Below are 15,845 nucleotides of genomic sequence, written 5' to 3' on the forward strand. Positions count from 1 at the left end.
ACAGCACCACTCAGGGAGCAGCAATGACCAGCCTCATGGACCCCACCTTGCGCGGAACCGGCAGGATCACCGGCGCGTTCTTCCACCCGGCGGGGGATATCGCCGCCGTGGTCTCGGAGTTTTCGTTGCTGGTCAATCCGCCCGCACGGGCGGCTTATGGCGGCACCGGGTTGCGTTATCGGCTCGGCCTGTACCGGCGTGGCGAGCCGGTGCCGTTCGCCATCTTCGATGAACTGTGCCTGCCGATCAATGACCTGGGCTTCCACCCCACCCTGCCCCGCATCGTTATCGGTGCCGGCCGCTATGACGGCGGCTACTTGTTCGAAGGCGAGTTGGCCGTGTGGGACTGGCAGACCGGCCAGAGCCGGCGCCCTTTTGCCGATATTCCCGAAGTCGTGCGCTGCCGCTACGACGCCAGCGGCGAGCGGATCGAAGCCTGGGTGCGGCCATGGAACGAAGAATGGGATGGGCTGGACGACAGCGACTGGTCGGTGATCCTCGACACGCTGTTTCTGGTGCGGGCCGACGACAGTGCAGCGGCGTGGGCTGGGCAAACGCCCGTGGTACTGGAACTGGACCCAGCCGCCACCGTCGAGGCCTCCGGCCTTGCCGCAGATGACCAGAGCCCAGCGGCCGTGCGCCTGGCCCATTGGCTGGGCGTGCCCGAGCTGGAATGCCGAAGCGCGATCCGCGATATCGCCTGGCTCGGCCCGGACCGGATAGGCGTCACCCATGACGATTGCCTGCTGGACATCTACAGCACGGACGGCACCCGGTTCGCCCACCACACAGGTACGGGCTACGGCGCCGAGATCCTGCGCGGGGCCGGCGTGCATGTGCACGGGGTGCAGGTGCAGGACGGTCCCGAGGCCTATCGCCGCGATTCCCGTTTGTATGTCCTGAAGGACAACGGCCTGGTCCTGGTGCAGGCCTACGACGATGAATACACCTTCTGCGCATCCAGAAATGGCCGCCTACTGGGACGGCGCAACCGCCTGAGAGACCCCGGTTCGAAGGCCGTCGACCTGCTGCTGGACACCACCCGCGACAGCACCCAGCCCGTCGATGTCGGCCACTACGACTGCTTCAACCACTACATCGGCATCAGCGGCGCGCCCCATCTGTTCGCGCTGCAGGGCACGCCGGCCAGCTCCCACGAACACAAGTACCTGTGCATCGTCCAGCCCGACGGCACCCTGCAAAGACTCTGGCCGCTGCTCAAGCAGGACGGCACCCGGGCCAGCCACGCCATGGAATGCCGGGGCGCTTATGTGGCGGATGCCCTGGGCACGGGCGTGGTGATCGCCGGCCAGCACTACAACCCTTCGGTCTGCGAGCCGTACCAGGGCTTCATCTACCGTCGGCACCTGGAGCGCGGCCAGGAGCTATGGCGCCATCCCACCCCGGCATCGCCCAGCGCGATCGTCCACCTGCCCGAAGCCGGCCTGGTGGCGGCGGCTTTCCTGGACGGGACGCTGATGCTGATCGAGGCCCGGACCGGCCAGCTGCGGCTGAACGCCAAGGCGCGGATCGATGGCTTGCCGACCATCATCCACGCCATGGACGCCCGCGACGGGCAGCTGGCGCTGGGCACGGTGGATGGCCGGATTGCCGTGCAGCCGGTCGCTGATCTGCTGGGTGCCGACGGCGCCCGGGGATGGGTGGAAATCGGCTGAGTTACGCCACTCTCCAGGCCTCCACGCCCAGGTGAAAACCGGTTCGCTGGGCGCGGCAGGCCGAGGTTCTCAGATCAGGACAGTACTTCTTCGTAACACCGAAAGAGCTCACCCGAGGTGAATTGCGGCCACTGCGTAATCCAGAAAGCATTTATTCGTATGTGCTTACTTTCGTGAAAACCAGCCTTTGATTTTTCGTTTAACCGGGAGAGCAAACAGATGAATAAATATGCAAGAAAAAGCAATCCACCCAATAAATGGATGCTCTGAAATTATCTCGGGCCGATGCCCCAAGAACAGAAAGTCATTATTCTGAAGAATATCCATGTAAGGCACGACAAAAACACCATTGAACGCCAGACAGAAATAAAACCTGGCGTAATTCAAATCGCTGCCAGAGAGACGTACCTTCAAAAAATAGGCAACACTAATGCCGAAAGCGGCAAAAACAGGGAAAACCCACACAATCATTTTCCTGACTCTCTGTATACCTGCATTCCTGTCTGGAAGTCGGTATATATTTCAAAACCCATCGCGCCCGCCCCCATGCTTTTATAGGATCGTACATAGTCTGCTCTGATGTATCTAAACAGGCGCCAGGCATGTAATCGCGATTAGCCATGCGTGACCCTCCTTTTAGTCAGCTGGCCATCCTATTGAAGGAAGTTACAGGCGTGTTGTAGGGAATTTCCGAAATTTGTGCAGTCCCCCAAGTCGCCCATCGGCGATGTGCTGCTGGGCGCTGGCAATGCCCGAGAATGGGTAGAAATCGGATAAATCCGCCACAAACAAAAACGCCACTCATGGGAGTGGCGTTGTTTTGCTGACTGACCGACTCAGAACCGCGCCTTGAGGGTCATGGTGAAGTTGCGTGGATCACCGTAGTAGTTGCCGAAGTTTTCGGTGCCGATGGTGGCGTAGTAGCGCTTGTCGAACAGGTTGTTGCCGTTGAGCGCCAGCGACCAGGTGTCGTCGATGCGGTAGCCGATGCGGCCGTTCCACACCGCGTAGCCGGCCTGGGTGATTTTTTCGCCGGTGGCCGGCGATACCCGGAAGTTGTCGCTTTGCGCGTTGACCCCGGCGCCGATGCTGAAGCGCTCGAATGCGCCGTCGAGGGCGTAGTCACCCCACAGGCGCAGCACATGGCGCGGCACATAGCTGTTGAACGCGGCGCCGTTGAGGCCGCTGTCGATGTCGTCGAGGGTCTTGGTCTGGGTGTAGGTGTAGCCGGCCAGCAGTTGCAGGCGCTCGATGAGCTCGCCGCTGATCTCGGCTTCGAAGCCCTGGGCGCGGACCTTGCCGGAGTTCAGGTAGCAGTAGCCGTCCGATGACGCGCAGCTGGAGTTGTAGTCGGTCTGCGCCAGGTCCTTCTGCACGGTCTGGAACAGGTTGAAGGAGCTGTTCAGGCGCCCCTCGAACCATTCGCCCTTGATCCCCAGCTCATAACTTTCCCCCACCAGCGGCTTGAGCGCCGAGCCGCTTTGCGAGCGGTAGTTGCCCTGGGGCGTGAAGATCTCCGCGTAGCTGGCATAGGCGGTCAGGTTATCGTTGAGGTCCAGCAACAGGCCGGCAAAGGGCGTGACCTGGCCGGTCTCGGTGCTCCTGGCGTGCTCCGAGGTGCCCGAGCTGAGGAACACCGAATCGCTTTTCGAGCGGTACCAGCTCACCCGGCTGCCGACGACAAAGGTCAGGGGCTCCGCCAGCTTGAGCCGCAGGGTCGAGTACAGGCCGCGCTGTTCGGTGACGGTCTTCACCGGGCCACCGCGGGTCGATTTCTCGATGAAGTAGCTGTCGTCCGGTTCCGGGATATGCCGGTCCGGGTTGAACACGTTCTGCCGCTGCGGCAGGAAGGCCACCGAGAAGAAATCGTCCTTGTCCGCGCGGCTGCCGTTGAACCCCACCACCAGCTCATGCTGCAGGCCGAACGCGCTGAACTTGCCGTCCAGGTAGGCATCGAGGCCGTAATCGACCTGGTCGTACTCATACAGGCTGCCGAGCATGCCGGTGGTGTCGATGCCGGGTGTCACCGAGCCGGAGGCGAAGGCGTATTTGATGTCCTGGGTGTTCTTGGTATAGACGCCGGCGACCTTCAGCGTCCAGTCGTCGTTGAGCTGGTGCCTGAGGTCGCTGAACACCGTGGTGCGCTTGCTGCGCCAGGTGTTCCAGGACGGGTCGAGGCAGGTCGAGCGGCCGAGCTTCAGGTCGCTGCCATCCTTGTAGCGCGGCAGGCCGCCCCAGCACGGGTTGGCGTCGACGTCTTCATAGGCGATGCCCAGGCCGAGGGTGGTGTCGGGGCTCAGGTCGAAGTCGAGCGCGCCGTAATACACCTGGTCCTTGCGACTGGCGTCGTCGATGAAGTAATGCCGGCTCTGCTCGGCCACCACCGCGCGGCCACGCAAGGTGCCGGACTCGTTGAGCGGGCCGCCGGTGTCGACCTGCCCGCGGTAGTTGTCCCAGCTGCCGCCGGACAGCGTGACCTCGGTCTGCGGGGTGCTCTGGCCACGCTTGCGCACGAAGTTCACCCCGCCGGCGGTGCCGCCCGCGCCCTTCATCATCCCCGCCGCGCCACGGAGGATTTCCACCCGGTCGTAATAGGCCATGTCGCCGCTGAAGCTGTCGGCCTGGACATAGAGGTTGCCCATGTCCAGCGGCACGCCGTCGTACTGATACTGGCCCGACATGCGAAAGCCGCGGGAGTAGAAGTACTTGCCGCCCATGGTCGAGTCGTAGACGGTGATGCCCGGGGTCTTTTCCATGACCTGGTCGATGCTGTTCAGGTTCTGGTCGTCGAGCATCTTGCGGGTCATCACCGTCACCGATTGCGGGGTTTCCCGCAGCGAGTGCTCGCCCTTGCCGATGGTCACCGCCCCGGTGGTGTAGGAGCCGCTGCCCTCGGTGGTCGCCCCCAGCAGTTGGCCGTTGATGTTGGTGGCGCCCAGTTCCAGCGCCGAGCCGAGCACCGGCACCGCGCGCAGCACATAGCTGCCGTTGGCCTGGGGCTCGGCCCGCAGGCCGCTGCCGCGCAGAATCCGCGCGAAACCTTCGTCGACCCCGAACTGGCCCTTGAGCCCGGGCGATTGCCGGCCCTGGGTCTGGCGCGCATCAAAGGAAATCGCCGCCCCGGCGGCGCTGGAAAAACGGGTCAGCACATCCACCAGGCTGCCGGCGCCGATGTCATAGGCGCGGACCTGGCTTTGCTGCGCCGCGGCCCCTGTGGCCTGGTCGGCATTCGCCGAGCAGGCGCTGGCCATGGTGGTTGCCAACAAAGCGACTTTCACTGCGTTCGCCAGACGACCTGGCGCGTTCACCCGAGACATGCTCCCTCCCCCAAACGGTCAATGACAACTCACTGAGGGATGAGCCGAACGGTGCGGCCGAAAAGTGCAGGCGCCGGAGAATTTTTTATCCAAGACCTGACGTCAACGCGAATCGGCCCGGGCGACCTGGACCCAGAAACGGCTGTAGCGGGTCACGCGCAAGGCAAACCCGCTCTCCAGCGCCGCCAGCGCGAGGTCGGTGTCATCGATGGGAAAGACTCCGGAAACCTTCAGGTCGCCGATGGCCGGGTCCCAACGCAGCACGCCGGGACGATAACGCGACAGGTCGTTGAGCAGTGCGGCCAAGGGACGGTCGATGGCAATGATGCTGCCCTGCTGCCAGGCGCCCACCGAGACATCGTTGCCGCGTTGCATGCCCAGGCTGCGGTCGTTGAACGCCACCCGCTGGCCGGCCTCGACCCGCATCGCCGAACCGCTGCCCGGCACGCTGACCTCCACCGCTTTTTCCAGCACCGCCACCTCGCCGCCCCCGGGCTGGCTGCGCACGATAAAACGCGTACCCAGCGCCAGCACCTGGGCATGGCGGGTGACCACCTTGAACGGTCGCTGCAATGGGTCAGGCGCGGTGCTCACCAGGATCTCGCCCCACAGCAACTCCAGCACCCGCTGGCGCCCATCGAAGCGCAGGTTGACCGAGGTGTCGGTGTTGAGCAGCAGGCTGCTGCCGTCCGCCAGGCGGAATTCGCGGCGCTCGCCCACCCGGGTGCGGTAGTCGCACATCAGGTTCTGCGCGGCCTGGCTGCGCCAGCCCAGCCAGCCCAGGGTGCCGGCGGAGGTCAGCAGCAAGGCGCTGCGCAGCACCTGGCGCCGGGAACTGTTGCCGGCCTTGCTCAAGGTCGGCGCCGCCAGGGCGCCCGGCACGCTGGCCATCTGTTCGGCCACCGCGGCCATGCGTTGCCAGGCCTGGCGATTCAGCGGATCGGCCGCCAGCCAGCTGTCCCAGGCGACCCGATCGGCGTCGGTCGCCGTGCCGGAATGCAAGCGGGCATACCAGCGCGCCGCGACGCCAATGGCCTTCACTTCCTCGGCAGGCAGGCTCATGCGAGTTGCAACTGGATCTGCATCAGGCAGCAATGCTCCATGGCCTTGGCCATGTGGTTGTTCACTGTGCGCACGCTGACGCCCAACTGCTCGGCGATTTGCGGATAGGTCAGGCCATTGAACTGCGACAGGATGAAGGTCTGCTTGACCCGCGGCCCCAGCCCTTGCAGCAGGCGGTCGATTTCCATCAGCGCCTGGAACAGGATCGCCTGTTCCTCCGGCGATGGCTGCAGGGCTTCGGGCATGGCGGCCAGCACGTCGAAGTAGGCCTGCTCCAGCGAGCGCCGACGAAACAGGTCGATCAGCAGCCCCTTGGCAATCATCGACAGGTACGAGCGCGGCTCGCGGATGTCCAGCGCGGAGCGGGCCTTGATCACCCGGACGAAGGTGTCCTGGGTCAGGTCCGCGGCATCGAAGGCGTTGCCCAGGCGCTTGCGCAGCCAGCCCTGGAGCCAACCCTGATGGTCACAATACAGATCGTTGACAGCACTGCGTAAGGACAAGTCGTTGGCGGGCATGACGATGGAATAATTCGCGACTGATAATGACTCGCATTGTCATCCGTGTCATCGCGGCTTGCAACACATTCCGCAGAAGCCTGGCGCAGCCGCAATGGCTGCGCCGCAGGCGGTATTTCTCCCCAGGCTTGCCGGAGTGCTGCGCAGCATGCCGTGGGTTCAGCCCCCCGCCTTGGCCAGGATCGACTGCAACAGCACATCGGCGCCAGCCGTGGACCAATGGGGGTGGATCTCTTCCGCTTCGTTATGGCTGAGGCCGTCCACGCAGGGCACGAAGATCATCGCCGTGGGCGCCACGCGGTTCAGGTAGCAGGCGTCGTGCCCGGCCCCGGAGATCATCGGCCGGTGGCTGTGGCCCAGGGCTTCGCTGGCGGCGCGGACCACCTCGACGCAGTCACGGTCGAAGGCGATGGGCGCGTACTGGAAGATCTGCTTGACGCTGTGCTGCAGGCCGATGCCCTCGGCAATCCGGGCCACCGCCTCGCGCAGCTGCTGGTCCTGGCGGGCCAGCACCGCCTCGTCCGGATGGCGGAACTCGACGCTGAAAAACACCCGGCCGGGCACCACGTTGCGCGAGTTGGGAAAGAGATTGGCCATGCCTACCGTGGCCCGGCCCTCGGCGCCCTGCTCCAGGCCCAGCTGATTGACCGCCTCCACCACCCGGGCGAACCCGAGCACGGCATCCAGCCGATGATCCATGGGCGTGGTGCCGGCGTGGGCGCTGCGGCCCAGCAGTTCGACCTCATACCAGCGCTGGCCCTGGGCCCCGCTGACCACGCCTATGGTCAGGCCCTGGGCTTCGAGGATCGGGCCCTGCTCGATGTGCAGCTCGAACGCCGCGTGCACCGCCTGGCCGCCCACCGCGTGGGTGCCGGCGTAACCGATGCGTTGCAGCGCCTCGCCGATGCTGATGCCCTCGGCATCGACTCGCGACAGGCCGTACTCCAGATCGAACACCCCGGCATACACCCCCGAGGCAATCATCGCCGGGGCGAAGCGCGAGCCTTCTTCGTTGGTCCAGTTGACCACCTCGATCGGCCGCTCGGTCTCGATCCCGAGGTCGTTGAGGATACGCAACACCTCCAGCCCGGCCAGCACGCCGTAGATGCCGTCGAACTTGCCGCCCGCCGGCTGGGAGTCGCCGTGGGAGCCGGTCAGCACCGGCGCCAGCTCATCGTTGCGCCCGGCGCGCCGGGCAAAGATATTGCCCATGGCATCGACGCGGATCGTGCACCCGGCTGCTTCAGCCCATCCCACAAACAGATCGCGACCGCGCCGGTCCTCATCGCTCAGCGCCAGGCGCGTGACCCCGCCCTTGGCAGTCGCGCCGATCTGCGCCATCTCCATCAGCGAGGCCCACAGGCGCTCGCCATTGACCCGTGCCTTGAGACTCATGAGCGAGGCTCCTGGGGCTTAGCCCGGTAGCGGAAATCGCAGCGCGGCGCGCCGCCCATGATGGTCTGGGTGCGGGTCAGCTGGATGTCCGGGTTGTAACCGACGATAAACAGCTCGTCGCGGTTGCACGACAGCAGGTGACCGATCTCGCCCAGGCCCATCTCGTGGTACATCTCGGCGTAGCGGCAGCGCTTGACGTCGTAGTCGTAGTGCTCGGCGTCGCTGGCGATGATCTCGACCTTCAGCGCGTCGTCCTGCTCCCAGAGCACCTGCAGCTCGACGAAGCTCTTGAGGTCGGCGCCGTGCTCCTCCAGGGCGGCGAAATGCCGGCCGGCCTGGATCGCCGCGTTGCCCACGGCTTCGCCGATCACCGCCGCGGCATGGGCCTGGCCATGCTCGCGCACCAGGATGTCGTAGATCGGCTTGATGATTTCGGCTTCGATCCGCCGCCGGGCGAGGATGCCCAGTTCACCTTGCAGTTTGCTCATTGTGTGCCTCCATCAGCTCCACGGAACCGGGCGGGCCACAGGGCCCGCCCGATGATTGGCCTTAGCCTTATTGCGCCGGCTCGCCACCCGCCACGCTCACCGGCTGCCACTGGCCGGCCTTGACCTGGTAGACGGTGAACGACGGGTTCTTCAGGTTGCCCTGGGCATCGAAGGCGATGGTGCCGGTCACCCCCGAGTATTGGCTGGCGCGCAGCACCGGCAGGTATTGCCGGGGATCGGTCGAGCCGGCTTTCTCGATCGCCGCGATCAGCACGCCGACGCCGTCATAGGCGAATGGCGCATGCAGTTCGATGCCATGTTTGAAGCGTTGCTGGTACGCCTGCTCGAAGGCCTTGCCGCCGGGCATCTGCGCCACCGCCAGGCCCGGTTCCAGGGCAATCACGCCCTCGCCTTCGTTCTGCGCCAGTTGCAGGAAGGTCTGGCTGACAAAACCTCCGGCGCCCATCAGCGGGGCCTTGATCCCCAGTTGCTTGATGCGCCGGGCCAGCGGCGCGGCCTGGGAGTCGACCCCGCCGAAGAAAATCAGGTCGGGGTTCTGGCTGCGGATGTTGGTCAGCACTGCGCTGAAATCGATGGTCTTGTCGTCCACGTACTCGCGCGCCACCACGCTGGCGCCACTGGCCTCGACGGCCTTGGCGAACTGGTCCGCCAGGCCCTGGCCGAAGGCGGTGCGATCATCGATCACGGCGATGCGCCGGGCCTTGAGGCTATTCAAGGCATAGTCGCCGGCGACCCGGCCGCCATCGTCGTCATGGCCCATGATCCGGAAACTGCTGTCGAAACCCTGCTGGGTGTAGGCATGGCCAGTGGCGACCGGCGCCACCTGGGCGATCCCGGCGTCGTGGTAGACCCGCGCCGCAGGAATGCTGGTGCCGGTGTTCCAGTGGCCGACCACCCCCACCACCTCGGCGTCGACCAGGCGCTGGGCCACCGAGACCGCCGTGCGGGGATCGGACTGGTCGTCTTCGGAGACCAGCTTGTAGGTCACCGCCTCGCCATTGATCTGCGGATGCCGGGCGTTGGCCTGGTCGATGGCCAGCTGCGCGCCGTTTTCCAGGTCCTTGCCGATCCGCGCCGAGGGCCCGGTCAGCGGCCCGGCCAGGCCGATCAGCACTTGTTGCTCGGCTTGGGCCACGGCGCTGCCCAGGCTGCTCAGCGCCAGGCCCAGGAGTACGGCGCGTTTGAATGGAGCGGAAGTCTTCATCGGTATTTCCTGTTTCAGGCAGGCCATGTCTGGCCTGTACGGGCTTGTCGGAACACGCCGGGCGTCCGGTAGCGTCAGTGGTTGATTCATTCCCCGAGGTACACCGCGCGCACCTCGGGGTCGTCGAGCAGCTCGCGCGAGGCGCCGCTCAGGCTGATGCGGCCGGTGTCCATCACGTAGGCGCGGTCGGTGACCTGCAAGGCCAGCCGGGCGTTCTGCTCCACCAGCAACAGGGTCATGCCCTGGCGGCAGACGTCGTCGATGACCTGGAACAGCTTCTCCACCATGATCGGCGCCAGCCCCATGGAAGGTTCGTCCAGCACCAGCAGGCGCGGCCGGGACAGCAGCGCCCGGGCCAGGGCGAGCATCTGCTGCTCGCCGCCGGAGAGCAGCCCAGCGGACTGCTGCAAGCGTTCTTCCAGGCGTGGAAAGTGCTCGAACAGCTGGCGGATCTCGCGGTTGACCTGGGCCCGGTCACGGCGCAGGAAGGCCCCGGCCTGGAGGTTCTCCAGCACTGTCATGCGGGCGAAGATGCCGCGCCCTTCCGGGACCATGGCGATGCCCTGGCGCAGCAGTTCATGGGGCGCCAGGCCGAGCACCGGACGCCCGGCGAAATGGATCTGCCCCTGGGCTGCCGGTAGCAACCCGGTGAGCGCCTTGAGGCTGGAAGTCTTGCCCGCGCCGTTGGCGCCGATCAGGGTCACCCGCTCGCCCTCGGCGATCCGCAGGTCCAGGGACTTGACCGCTTCGATGGCGCCGTAGCGCACCTGCAAACTATCGATTTTCAACAGTGGCTCAGACATCGGCGCTGGCTCCCAGGTAGGCTTGAATCACTGCTGGGTGGCGACGCACCTGCTGCGACGCGCCCTCGGCGATCACCCGGCCGTAGTCCAGCACGCTGATGCGGTCGCACACCCCCATCACCAGCTTCACGTCGTGCTCGATCAGCAACAGGCTGTGGCCGTCGCCGCGGATTTTTTCCAGCAGGCCGCGCAGCTGCACTTTCTCGCTGGCGTTCATCCCCGCCGCCGGCTCGTCGAGGGCCAGCAGCAGCGGTTCGGTGGCCAGGGCGCGGGCGATTTCCAGGCGCCGCTGATGGCCGTAGGACAGGCTGTCGGCGCGGTAGTCGGCGAAGCCGGCCAGGCCCACGTACTCCAGCAGGCGATAGGCCTGCTCGCGGGTCCGGGCCTCTTCCTCGCGGGCCCGGCGATGGCGGCTCAAGGCGGCCCAAAGGCCGTTGCGGGTGCGCACATGGCGCCCGACCATGACGTTCTCCAGCGCGCTCATGGCGTTGAACAGGCGGATGTTCTGGAAGGTCCGGGCGATGCCGGCCCGGGCCACCCGGTGCACCGCCGTCGGCCGATAGGCCTGGCCGTCGAGCTGGAAGCTTCCGGAGTCGGCGCTGTAGAGACCGGTCATGACATTAAAGAAGGTGGTCTTGCCCGCGCCATTGGGCCCGATCAAGCCGTAGATTTCCCCGGGCTGGATGCTCAGGCTGACATCGCTCAGCGCGGCGACGCCACCGAAGTGCTTGTTCACCCCTTCGATCCGCAACAACGGCCGGTTCATCGCGCACCTCCCGCCGGCGCCGGCCACAGGCCCGCGGGCCGATAGAGCATGGCCAGGATCAGCGCCAGCCCGTAGAACAGCTGGCGGATGATTTCCGGGTCCAGCAGCACCTGGCCGAACAGCGCCTGCTGCAACGGGCCCATGCTTGCGCGCAAGGCTTCCGGCAAGGCCGCCAGCAGCACGCAGCCGAGGATCACCCCGGGGATATGCCCCATGCCGCCCAGCACCACCATGGCCAGCACGGCAATCGACTCGTTGAGGGTGAAGGACTCCGGCGACACGAAGCCCTGGAAGGAGGCGAACAGCGCGCCGCTGACACCGCCGAAAGCGGCGCCTATGGCAAACGCCAGCAGCTTCAGGCGCCGGGTATCCAGGCCCATGGCTTGCGCCGCGTCCTCGTCCTCGCGAATTGCCATCCAGGCGCGGCCGATGCGCGAACGCTGGAGGCGGATACAGGCGAACAGGATCAGCAGCACCAGCGCGGCGAACAGGTAGTAGTACAGGTAGACCGACGGCAGGCGCAGGCCGAACAACTCCTGGCTGCGGCCGAGGTTGATCCCCAGCAGGTGCACCGGGTCGACCTGGGCGATGCCCTTGGGGCCGTTGGTGAGGTTCACCGGCCGGTCGAGGTTGCGCAGCAGGATGCGGATGATCTCGCCGAAGCCCAGGGTAACGATGGCCAGGTAGTCGCCGCGCAGGCGTAGGGTCGGCGCCCCCAGCACCAGGCCGCAGCCGGCCGCCAGCAGCGCGGCCAGGGGCAGGATCAGCCAGATCGAGGTGTGCAGGCCTTCCGGCAGCGCCGCCGCCAGGGCCGGGAACTGCGCCAGCAGGTGTGGCGAGGACAGCAGCGCCGCGAGGTAGGCGCCCACCGCGTAGAAGGCGATAAAGCCCATGTCCAGCAGCCCGGCGTAACCGACCACTATGTTCAGCCCCAGGGCCAGCATGATGTAGAGCAGCGCGAAATCCAGGGTCCGGACCCAGGTGTTGCCGCCCGCGTGGCCGACCACCCAGGGCGCCAGGATCAGGGCCAGGGTGAACAGCAGCAGGCCAAAGTGGGCGCGAGAGCTGGAAGGTGTTGCCAGTGCGGTCGTGAGTGTCATGCGCGGCTCGCCAGTCGTTCGCCAAGAATCCCCGAAGGACGGAACACCAGCACCGCGATCAGCACGATAAAGGCGAACACATCCTGATAGTTGCTGCCGAACAGGCCGCCGGTGGCCGTTCCCAGGTAGCCGGTGCCCAGGGCCTCGATCAGCCCCAGCAACAGGCCGCCGAGCATCGCCCCCTTGAGGTTGCCGATGCCCCCCAGCACCGCGGCGGTAAAGGCTTTGATCCCCGGCAGGAAGCCCATGTAGAAATGCGCGCTGCCGTAGTTGCTGGCCATCATGATGCCGGCGAGCGCGGCCAGGGCGCCGCCGATGGCGAAGGTCAGCACGATGATGCGGTTGGGGTTGATGCCCATCAGGCTGGCGACCTGGGGGTTCTCGGCGACGGCGCGCATGGCCCGGCCAAAGCGGCTGCGCTCCACCAGCACCAGCAGCGCCAGCATTACCGCCAGGGCGATGCCGATGGTGGTCAGGGCGGTGGCGTTGGTCACCGCGCCATGCCCGGAAGCGCCTGGCAGCACCTCGATCGGCTCCAGCGGCAGCAGTTGCGGGAACATCTGCGGGTTGCGCGTCCACACCAACATGGCGACGGTTTGCAGCAGCAGCGACACGCCGATGCCGCTGATCAGCGGGGCCAGCCGCGGCGCATGGCGCAGGCGCCGGTAGGCGACCCGCTCGATCAGCACCGCGAGCAAGGCGCAGCAGGCCATGGCGATCAGGGTGGCCAGCAGCAGGACCGGCACCGCGGGCAATTCGGGCCAGGTGGCCTGCAACAGGCGAATCACCGACAACCCGATCAAAGCGCCGATCATCAACACGTCACCATGGGCGAAGTTGATGATCCGCAGGATGCCGTAGACCATGGTGTAGCCCAGGGCCACAAGCGCGTAGAGACTGCCCGACATCAAGCCATTGAGCAGTTGCTGGATAAAGGCATCCATGAAAACCATCAACCCCATGTACCAAGGGTCGGACCGCACCGCGCGCCGACCGGAAAGCAAGAACGCGGCACACTAGTTATTTATTCTATTTTTATCAAATATCAGAAATTCATATGGTTATGCGAAATAACAAAAACGCTATAACCGCCATAAATACGGCAGTTACGGCTCTTTATTTCTCAAATATCTTGGTATTTAATTCAACACATGAATAATTTAGAACAGTTAGCCAATGACCCTCCGCTGCGTGCCGTGCGCACCTTCGAAGCCTTTGCCCGCCATGGCGGGGTGAATGCCGCCGCCCGCGAGCTGGACGTTTCCCCCTCCGCGGTCAGCCATCAATTGCACCTGCTGGAAAGCTTCCTGCAGCAGCCTTTGACCTTGCGCCAGGGCCGCAACCTGATCCTCACCGAGGAAGGCCGCGAGTATTACCGGGCGATCCGCTCGGCCTTCGCGGTGCTGCGCAGCGCCACCGAGCATGTGCGAGAAAAAAGCGCCACGCGCCAGGTCACCATCAGCCTGATTCCGTTGTTCGGCATCAACCTGTTCATTCCGCGCCTGGCGGAGTTCCTGGGCGACCATCCGGAGCTGGACATCAACGTCACCTATGCCAACCACCGCAGCTACCCCAGCGACGCCGCGGACCTGTCGATCCGCTTCGGCACCGGGCACTGGCCGGGGTATCACAGCGAGCCGTTGATTTCCGGGGCGGTCACGCCCTATTGCAGCCGTGCCTTTCTCGAACGGCACGGCCCCATCGACAGCCCCCAGGCCCTGAGCGAACTGCCGCTGCTGCACGACGAGGAACGCGGCACCTGGGGCCAGTGGCTGCAGGCCGCCGAGGTGCGCCACGCCACCGCGCTCAATGGCCTGCTGCTGGAAGACGGCCAGCTGGCCCTGACCGCCACCCTCACCGGCCTCGGCTGCTCATTGCTGCGCGAGCCGCTGGTGGCGCCCCATGTGGCCAGTGGCGAGCTGGTGAAACTGTTCGATCTGGAGGTCGACGACGGGCGCCAGTACTACCTGTGCCGCCGCTCCAACAGCGAGCTCTCCACCGAGGGCGTCAAGCTGTATGAGTGGATCAAGCGCAGCCTGGTGCGGGGATAAACGACGCCAGGCGCCTAGGTAAAAAACCGGTTCGCCGGACGCGGCAGCCCAAGGTTTTCACGCAAGGTGGCCCCCTCGTATTCGCGGCGGAAAATCCCCCGCCCCTGCAACTCGGGAATCACCTTGGCGACGAAGTCGTCGAGGCCGCCCGGCAGCCAGGAAAACATGATGTTGAAACCGTCGCTGCCGTGGGTCTCCAGCCATTGCTGCATGTCGTCGGCAATGCTCCTAGCGGTGCCGACGAACGACAGGCCGGCGTATCCACCGAGGCGCTGGGCCAGTTGGCGGACCGTCAGCTGTTCGCGATCGGCCAGGGCCAATACCCGCTCGCGGGCGCTCTGGCTGGCGTTGGTTTGGGGGATCGGCGGCAGGAAAGCGTCCGGATCGAACTTCGTCGCGTCGGTGCCCAGGGCGATGGACAGCGAGGCAATCGCGCTCTCGTAGTGCACCAGGCTGTCGAGGTGCGCGCGAATCCGCAGTGCTTCCTCCTGGGTGTCGCCGACCACCACAAAGGCCCCGGGAAGGATCTTCAGGTGTTCGGGATCGCGACCGACCGCAAGCATGCGCCGCTTGATATCGGCATAAAACGCCCGGCCCTCCTCCAGCGTGCCCGGGGCGACAAAAATCACCTCCGCGGTTTCCGCGGCCAGCTGGCGCCCGGGCTCCGACGCGCCGGCCTGCACGATCACCGGCCAGCCCTGCACCGGACGGGCAATGTGCAGCGGTCCGCGCACGTTCAGGTGGCGGCCGGCATGGTCGAGACGGTGCAGCTTGTCCGGGTCGAAATACACCCCACTGTCGGCATCACGCACGAAGGCATCGTCCGCCCAGCTGTCCCAGAGCCCAGTGACCACCTCGTAGAACTCCCGCGCCCGGGCATAACGCTCGTCATGGGCGAAGGCCTGCTCCAGGCCGAAGTTCAGCGCGGCATCGGGGTTGGCGGTGGTGACGATGTTCCAGCCGGCGCGACCCTTGCTCAAATGATCGAGGGAGGCGAAACGCCGGGCGATATGAAACGGCTCGTCGTAGGTGGTCGAGGCGGTCGCCACCAGGCCGATGTGTTCGGTGGCCTGGCTGAGGGCGGACAACAGGGTGAAGGGTTCGAACGAGGTGGCGGTATGGCTGCGCTTCAAGGCGTCGATGGGCATGTTGAGCAAGGCCAGGTGGTCGGCCATGAAAAACGCATCGAAGCGCGCCCGCTCCAGGGTCTGGGCGAAACGCTTGAGGTGGGCGAAGTTGAAGTTGGCGTCGCGATAGGCGCCCGGGTAGCGCCAGGCGCCGGTATGGATGCTGACCGGGCGCATGAAGGCGCCCAGCTTGAGTTGGCGTTGGGCAGGCATGGCAAGCTCCTTGTGACAGCTCCTGGGTCAGAGGACCCGCAGCATCGACCGGGCAAACTTGGCCTGTCCAATAATCAAAGGTGCTGGCTTATGCCGTTATGACG

At 65.5% G+C, this 15,845-nt stretch carries 14 protein-coding genes; 2 read left to right on the forward strand and 12 right to left on the reverse strand.

What is annotated here, in order from left to right; all coding sequences use genetic code 11:
- The first annotated feature begins 23 nt into the window (after positions 1–23).
- Entirely contained in the window at positions 24–1,676 is a 1,653-nt protein-coding gene (locus tag C4K38_RS18205) for a hypothetical protein (RefSeq protein ID WP_053279580.1), read from the forward strand.
- Positions 1,677–1,841: 165 nt separating this feature from the next.
- Here C4K38_RS18205 and C4K38_RS18210 read toward each other — a convergent pair whose 3' ends face one another.
- The 11 genes from C4K38_RS18210 to C4K38_RS18260 all read right to left on the reverse strand — a co-directional run bounded on the left by C4K38_RS18210 (position 1,842) and on the right by C4K38_RS18260 (position 13,294).
- Complete coding sequence (locus C4K38_RS18210; protein ID WP_053279581.1) at positions 1,842–2,147, reverse strand: hypothetical protein; 306 nt, start codon at positions 2,145–2,147, stop codon at positions 1,842–1,844.
- A gap of 365 nt (positions 2,148–2,512) precedes the next feature.
- Positions 2,513–4,993, reverse strand: a complete 2,481-nt coding sequence (locus C4K38_RS18215) for a TonB-dependent siderophore receptor (RefSeq protein ID WP_053279582.1) — start codon at positions 4,991–4,993, stop codon at positions 2,513–2,515.
- Positions 4,994–5,095: 102 nt separating this feature from the next.
- Positions 5,096–6,055 carry a FecR domain-containing protein gene (locus tag C4K38_RS18220; RefSeq protein ID WP_053279583.1) on the reverse strand — a complete coding sequence of 320 codons (960 nt, stop codon included), beginning with the start codon at positions 6,053–6,055 and terminating at the stop codon, positions 5,096–5,098.
- Entirely contained in the window at positions 6,052–6,573 is a 522-nt protein-coding gene (locus C4K38_RS18225) for a sigma-70 family RNA polymerase sigma factor (protein WP_053279584.1), read from the reverse strand. The genes C4K38_RS18220 and C4K38_RS18225 overlap by 4 nt, the downstream gene beginning before the upstream one ends.
- A 159-nt stretch (positions 6,574–6,732) precedes the next feature.
- Positions 6,733–7,968: a M20 family metallo-hydrolase gene (locus tag C4K38_RS18230; protein ID WP_053279585.1), complete on the reverse strand. Its 1,236-nt coding sequence runs from the start codon at positions 7,966–7,968 to the stop codon at positions 6,733–6,735.
- Entirely contained in the window at positions 7,965–8,456 is a 492-nt protein-coding gene (locus C4K38_RS18235; protein WP_053279586.1) for an L-2-amino-thiazoline-4-carboxylic acid hydrolase, read from the reverse strand. The genes C4K38_RS18230 and C4K38_RS18235 overlap by 4 nt, the downstream gene beginning before the upstream one ends.
- A gap of 67 nt (positions 8,457–8,523) precedes the next feature.
- Positions 8,524–9,681, reverse strand: a complete 1,158-nt coding sequence (locus C4K38_RS18240) for a branched-chain amino acid ABC transporter substrate-binding protein (protein ID WP_053279587.1) — start codon at positions 9,679–9,681, stop codon at positions 8,524–8,526.
- A gap of 86 nt (positions 9,682–9,767) precedes the next feature.
- Positions 9,768–10,484, reverse strand: coding sequence for an ABC transporter ATP-binding protein (locus C4K38_RS18245; RefSeq protein WP_053279588.1), 717 nt, complete (start codon positions 10,482–10,484; stop codon positions 9,768–9,770).
- Positions 10,477–11,250, reverse strand: a complete 774-nt coding sequence (locus C4K38_RS18250) for an ABC transporter ATP-binding protein (RefSeq protein ID WP_053279589.1) — start codon at positions 11,248–11,250, stop codon at positions 10,477–10,479. The genes C4K38_RS18245 and C4K38_RS18250 overlap by 8 nt, the downstream gene beginning before the upstream one ends.
- A complete protein-coding gene (locus C4K38_RS18255; protein WP_053279590.1) occupies positions 11,247–12,350 on the reverse strand; it encodes an ABC transporter permease subunit in 1,104 nt (367 codons plus the stop codon). The genes C4K38_RS18250 and C4K38_RS18255 overlap by 4 nt, the downstream gene beginning before the upstream one ends.
- Positions 12,347–13,294, reverse strand: a complete 948-nt coding sequence (locus C4K38_RS18260; RefSeq protein WP_053279591.1) for a branched-chain amino acid ABC transporter permease — start codon at positions 13,292–13,294, stop codon at positions 12,347–12,349. The genes C4K38_RS18255 and C4K38_RS18260 overlap by 4 nt, the downstream gene beginning before the upstream one ends.
- Before the next feature lie 207 nt (positions 13,295–13,501).
- Here C4K38_RS18260 and C4K38_RS18265 point away from each other — a divergent pair, with 207 nt between their 5' ends.
- Complete coding sequence (locus C4K38_RS18265; protein WP_053279592.1) at positions 13,502–14,401, forward strand: LysR substrate-binding domain-containing protein; 900 nt, start codon at positions 13,502–13,504, stop codon at positions 14,399–14,401.
- Between the two features lie 14 nt (positions 14,402–14,415).
- Here C4K38_RS18265 and C4K38_RS18270 read toward each other — a convergent pair whose 3' ends face one another.
- Positions 14,416–15,741, reverse strand: a complete 1,326-nt coding sequence (locus C4K38_RS18270; protein WP_053279593.1) for an LLM class flavin-dependent oxidoreductase — start codon at positions 15,739–15,741, stop codon at positions 14,416–14,418.
- Positions 15,742–15,845: the final 104 nt, after the last annotated feature.

Origin of the sequence: Pseudomonas chlororaphis subsp. piscium (assembly GCF_003850345.1) — a bacterium.
Lineage (GTDB): Bacteria > Pseudomonadota > Gammaproteobacteria > Pseudomonadales > Pseudomonadaceae > Aquipseudomonas > Aquipseudomonas piscium.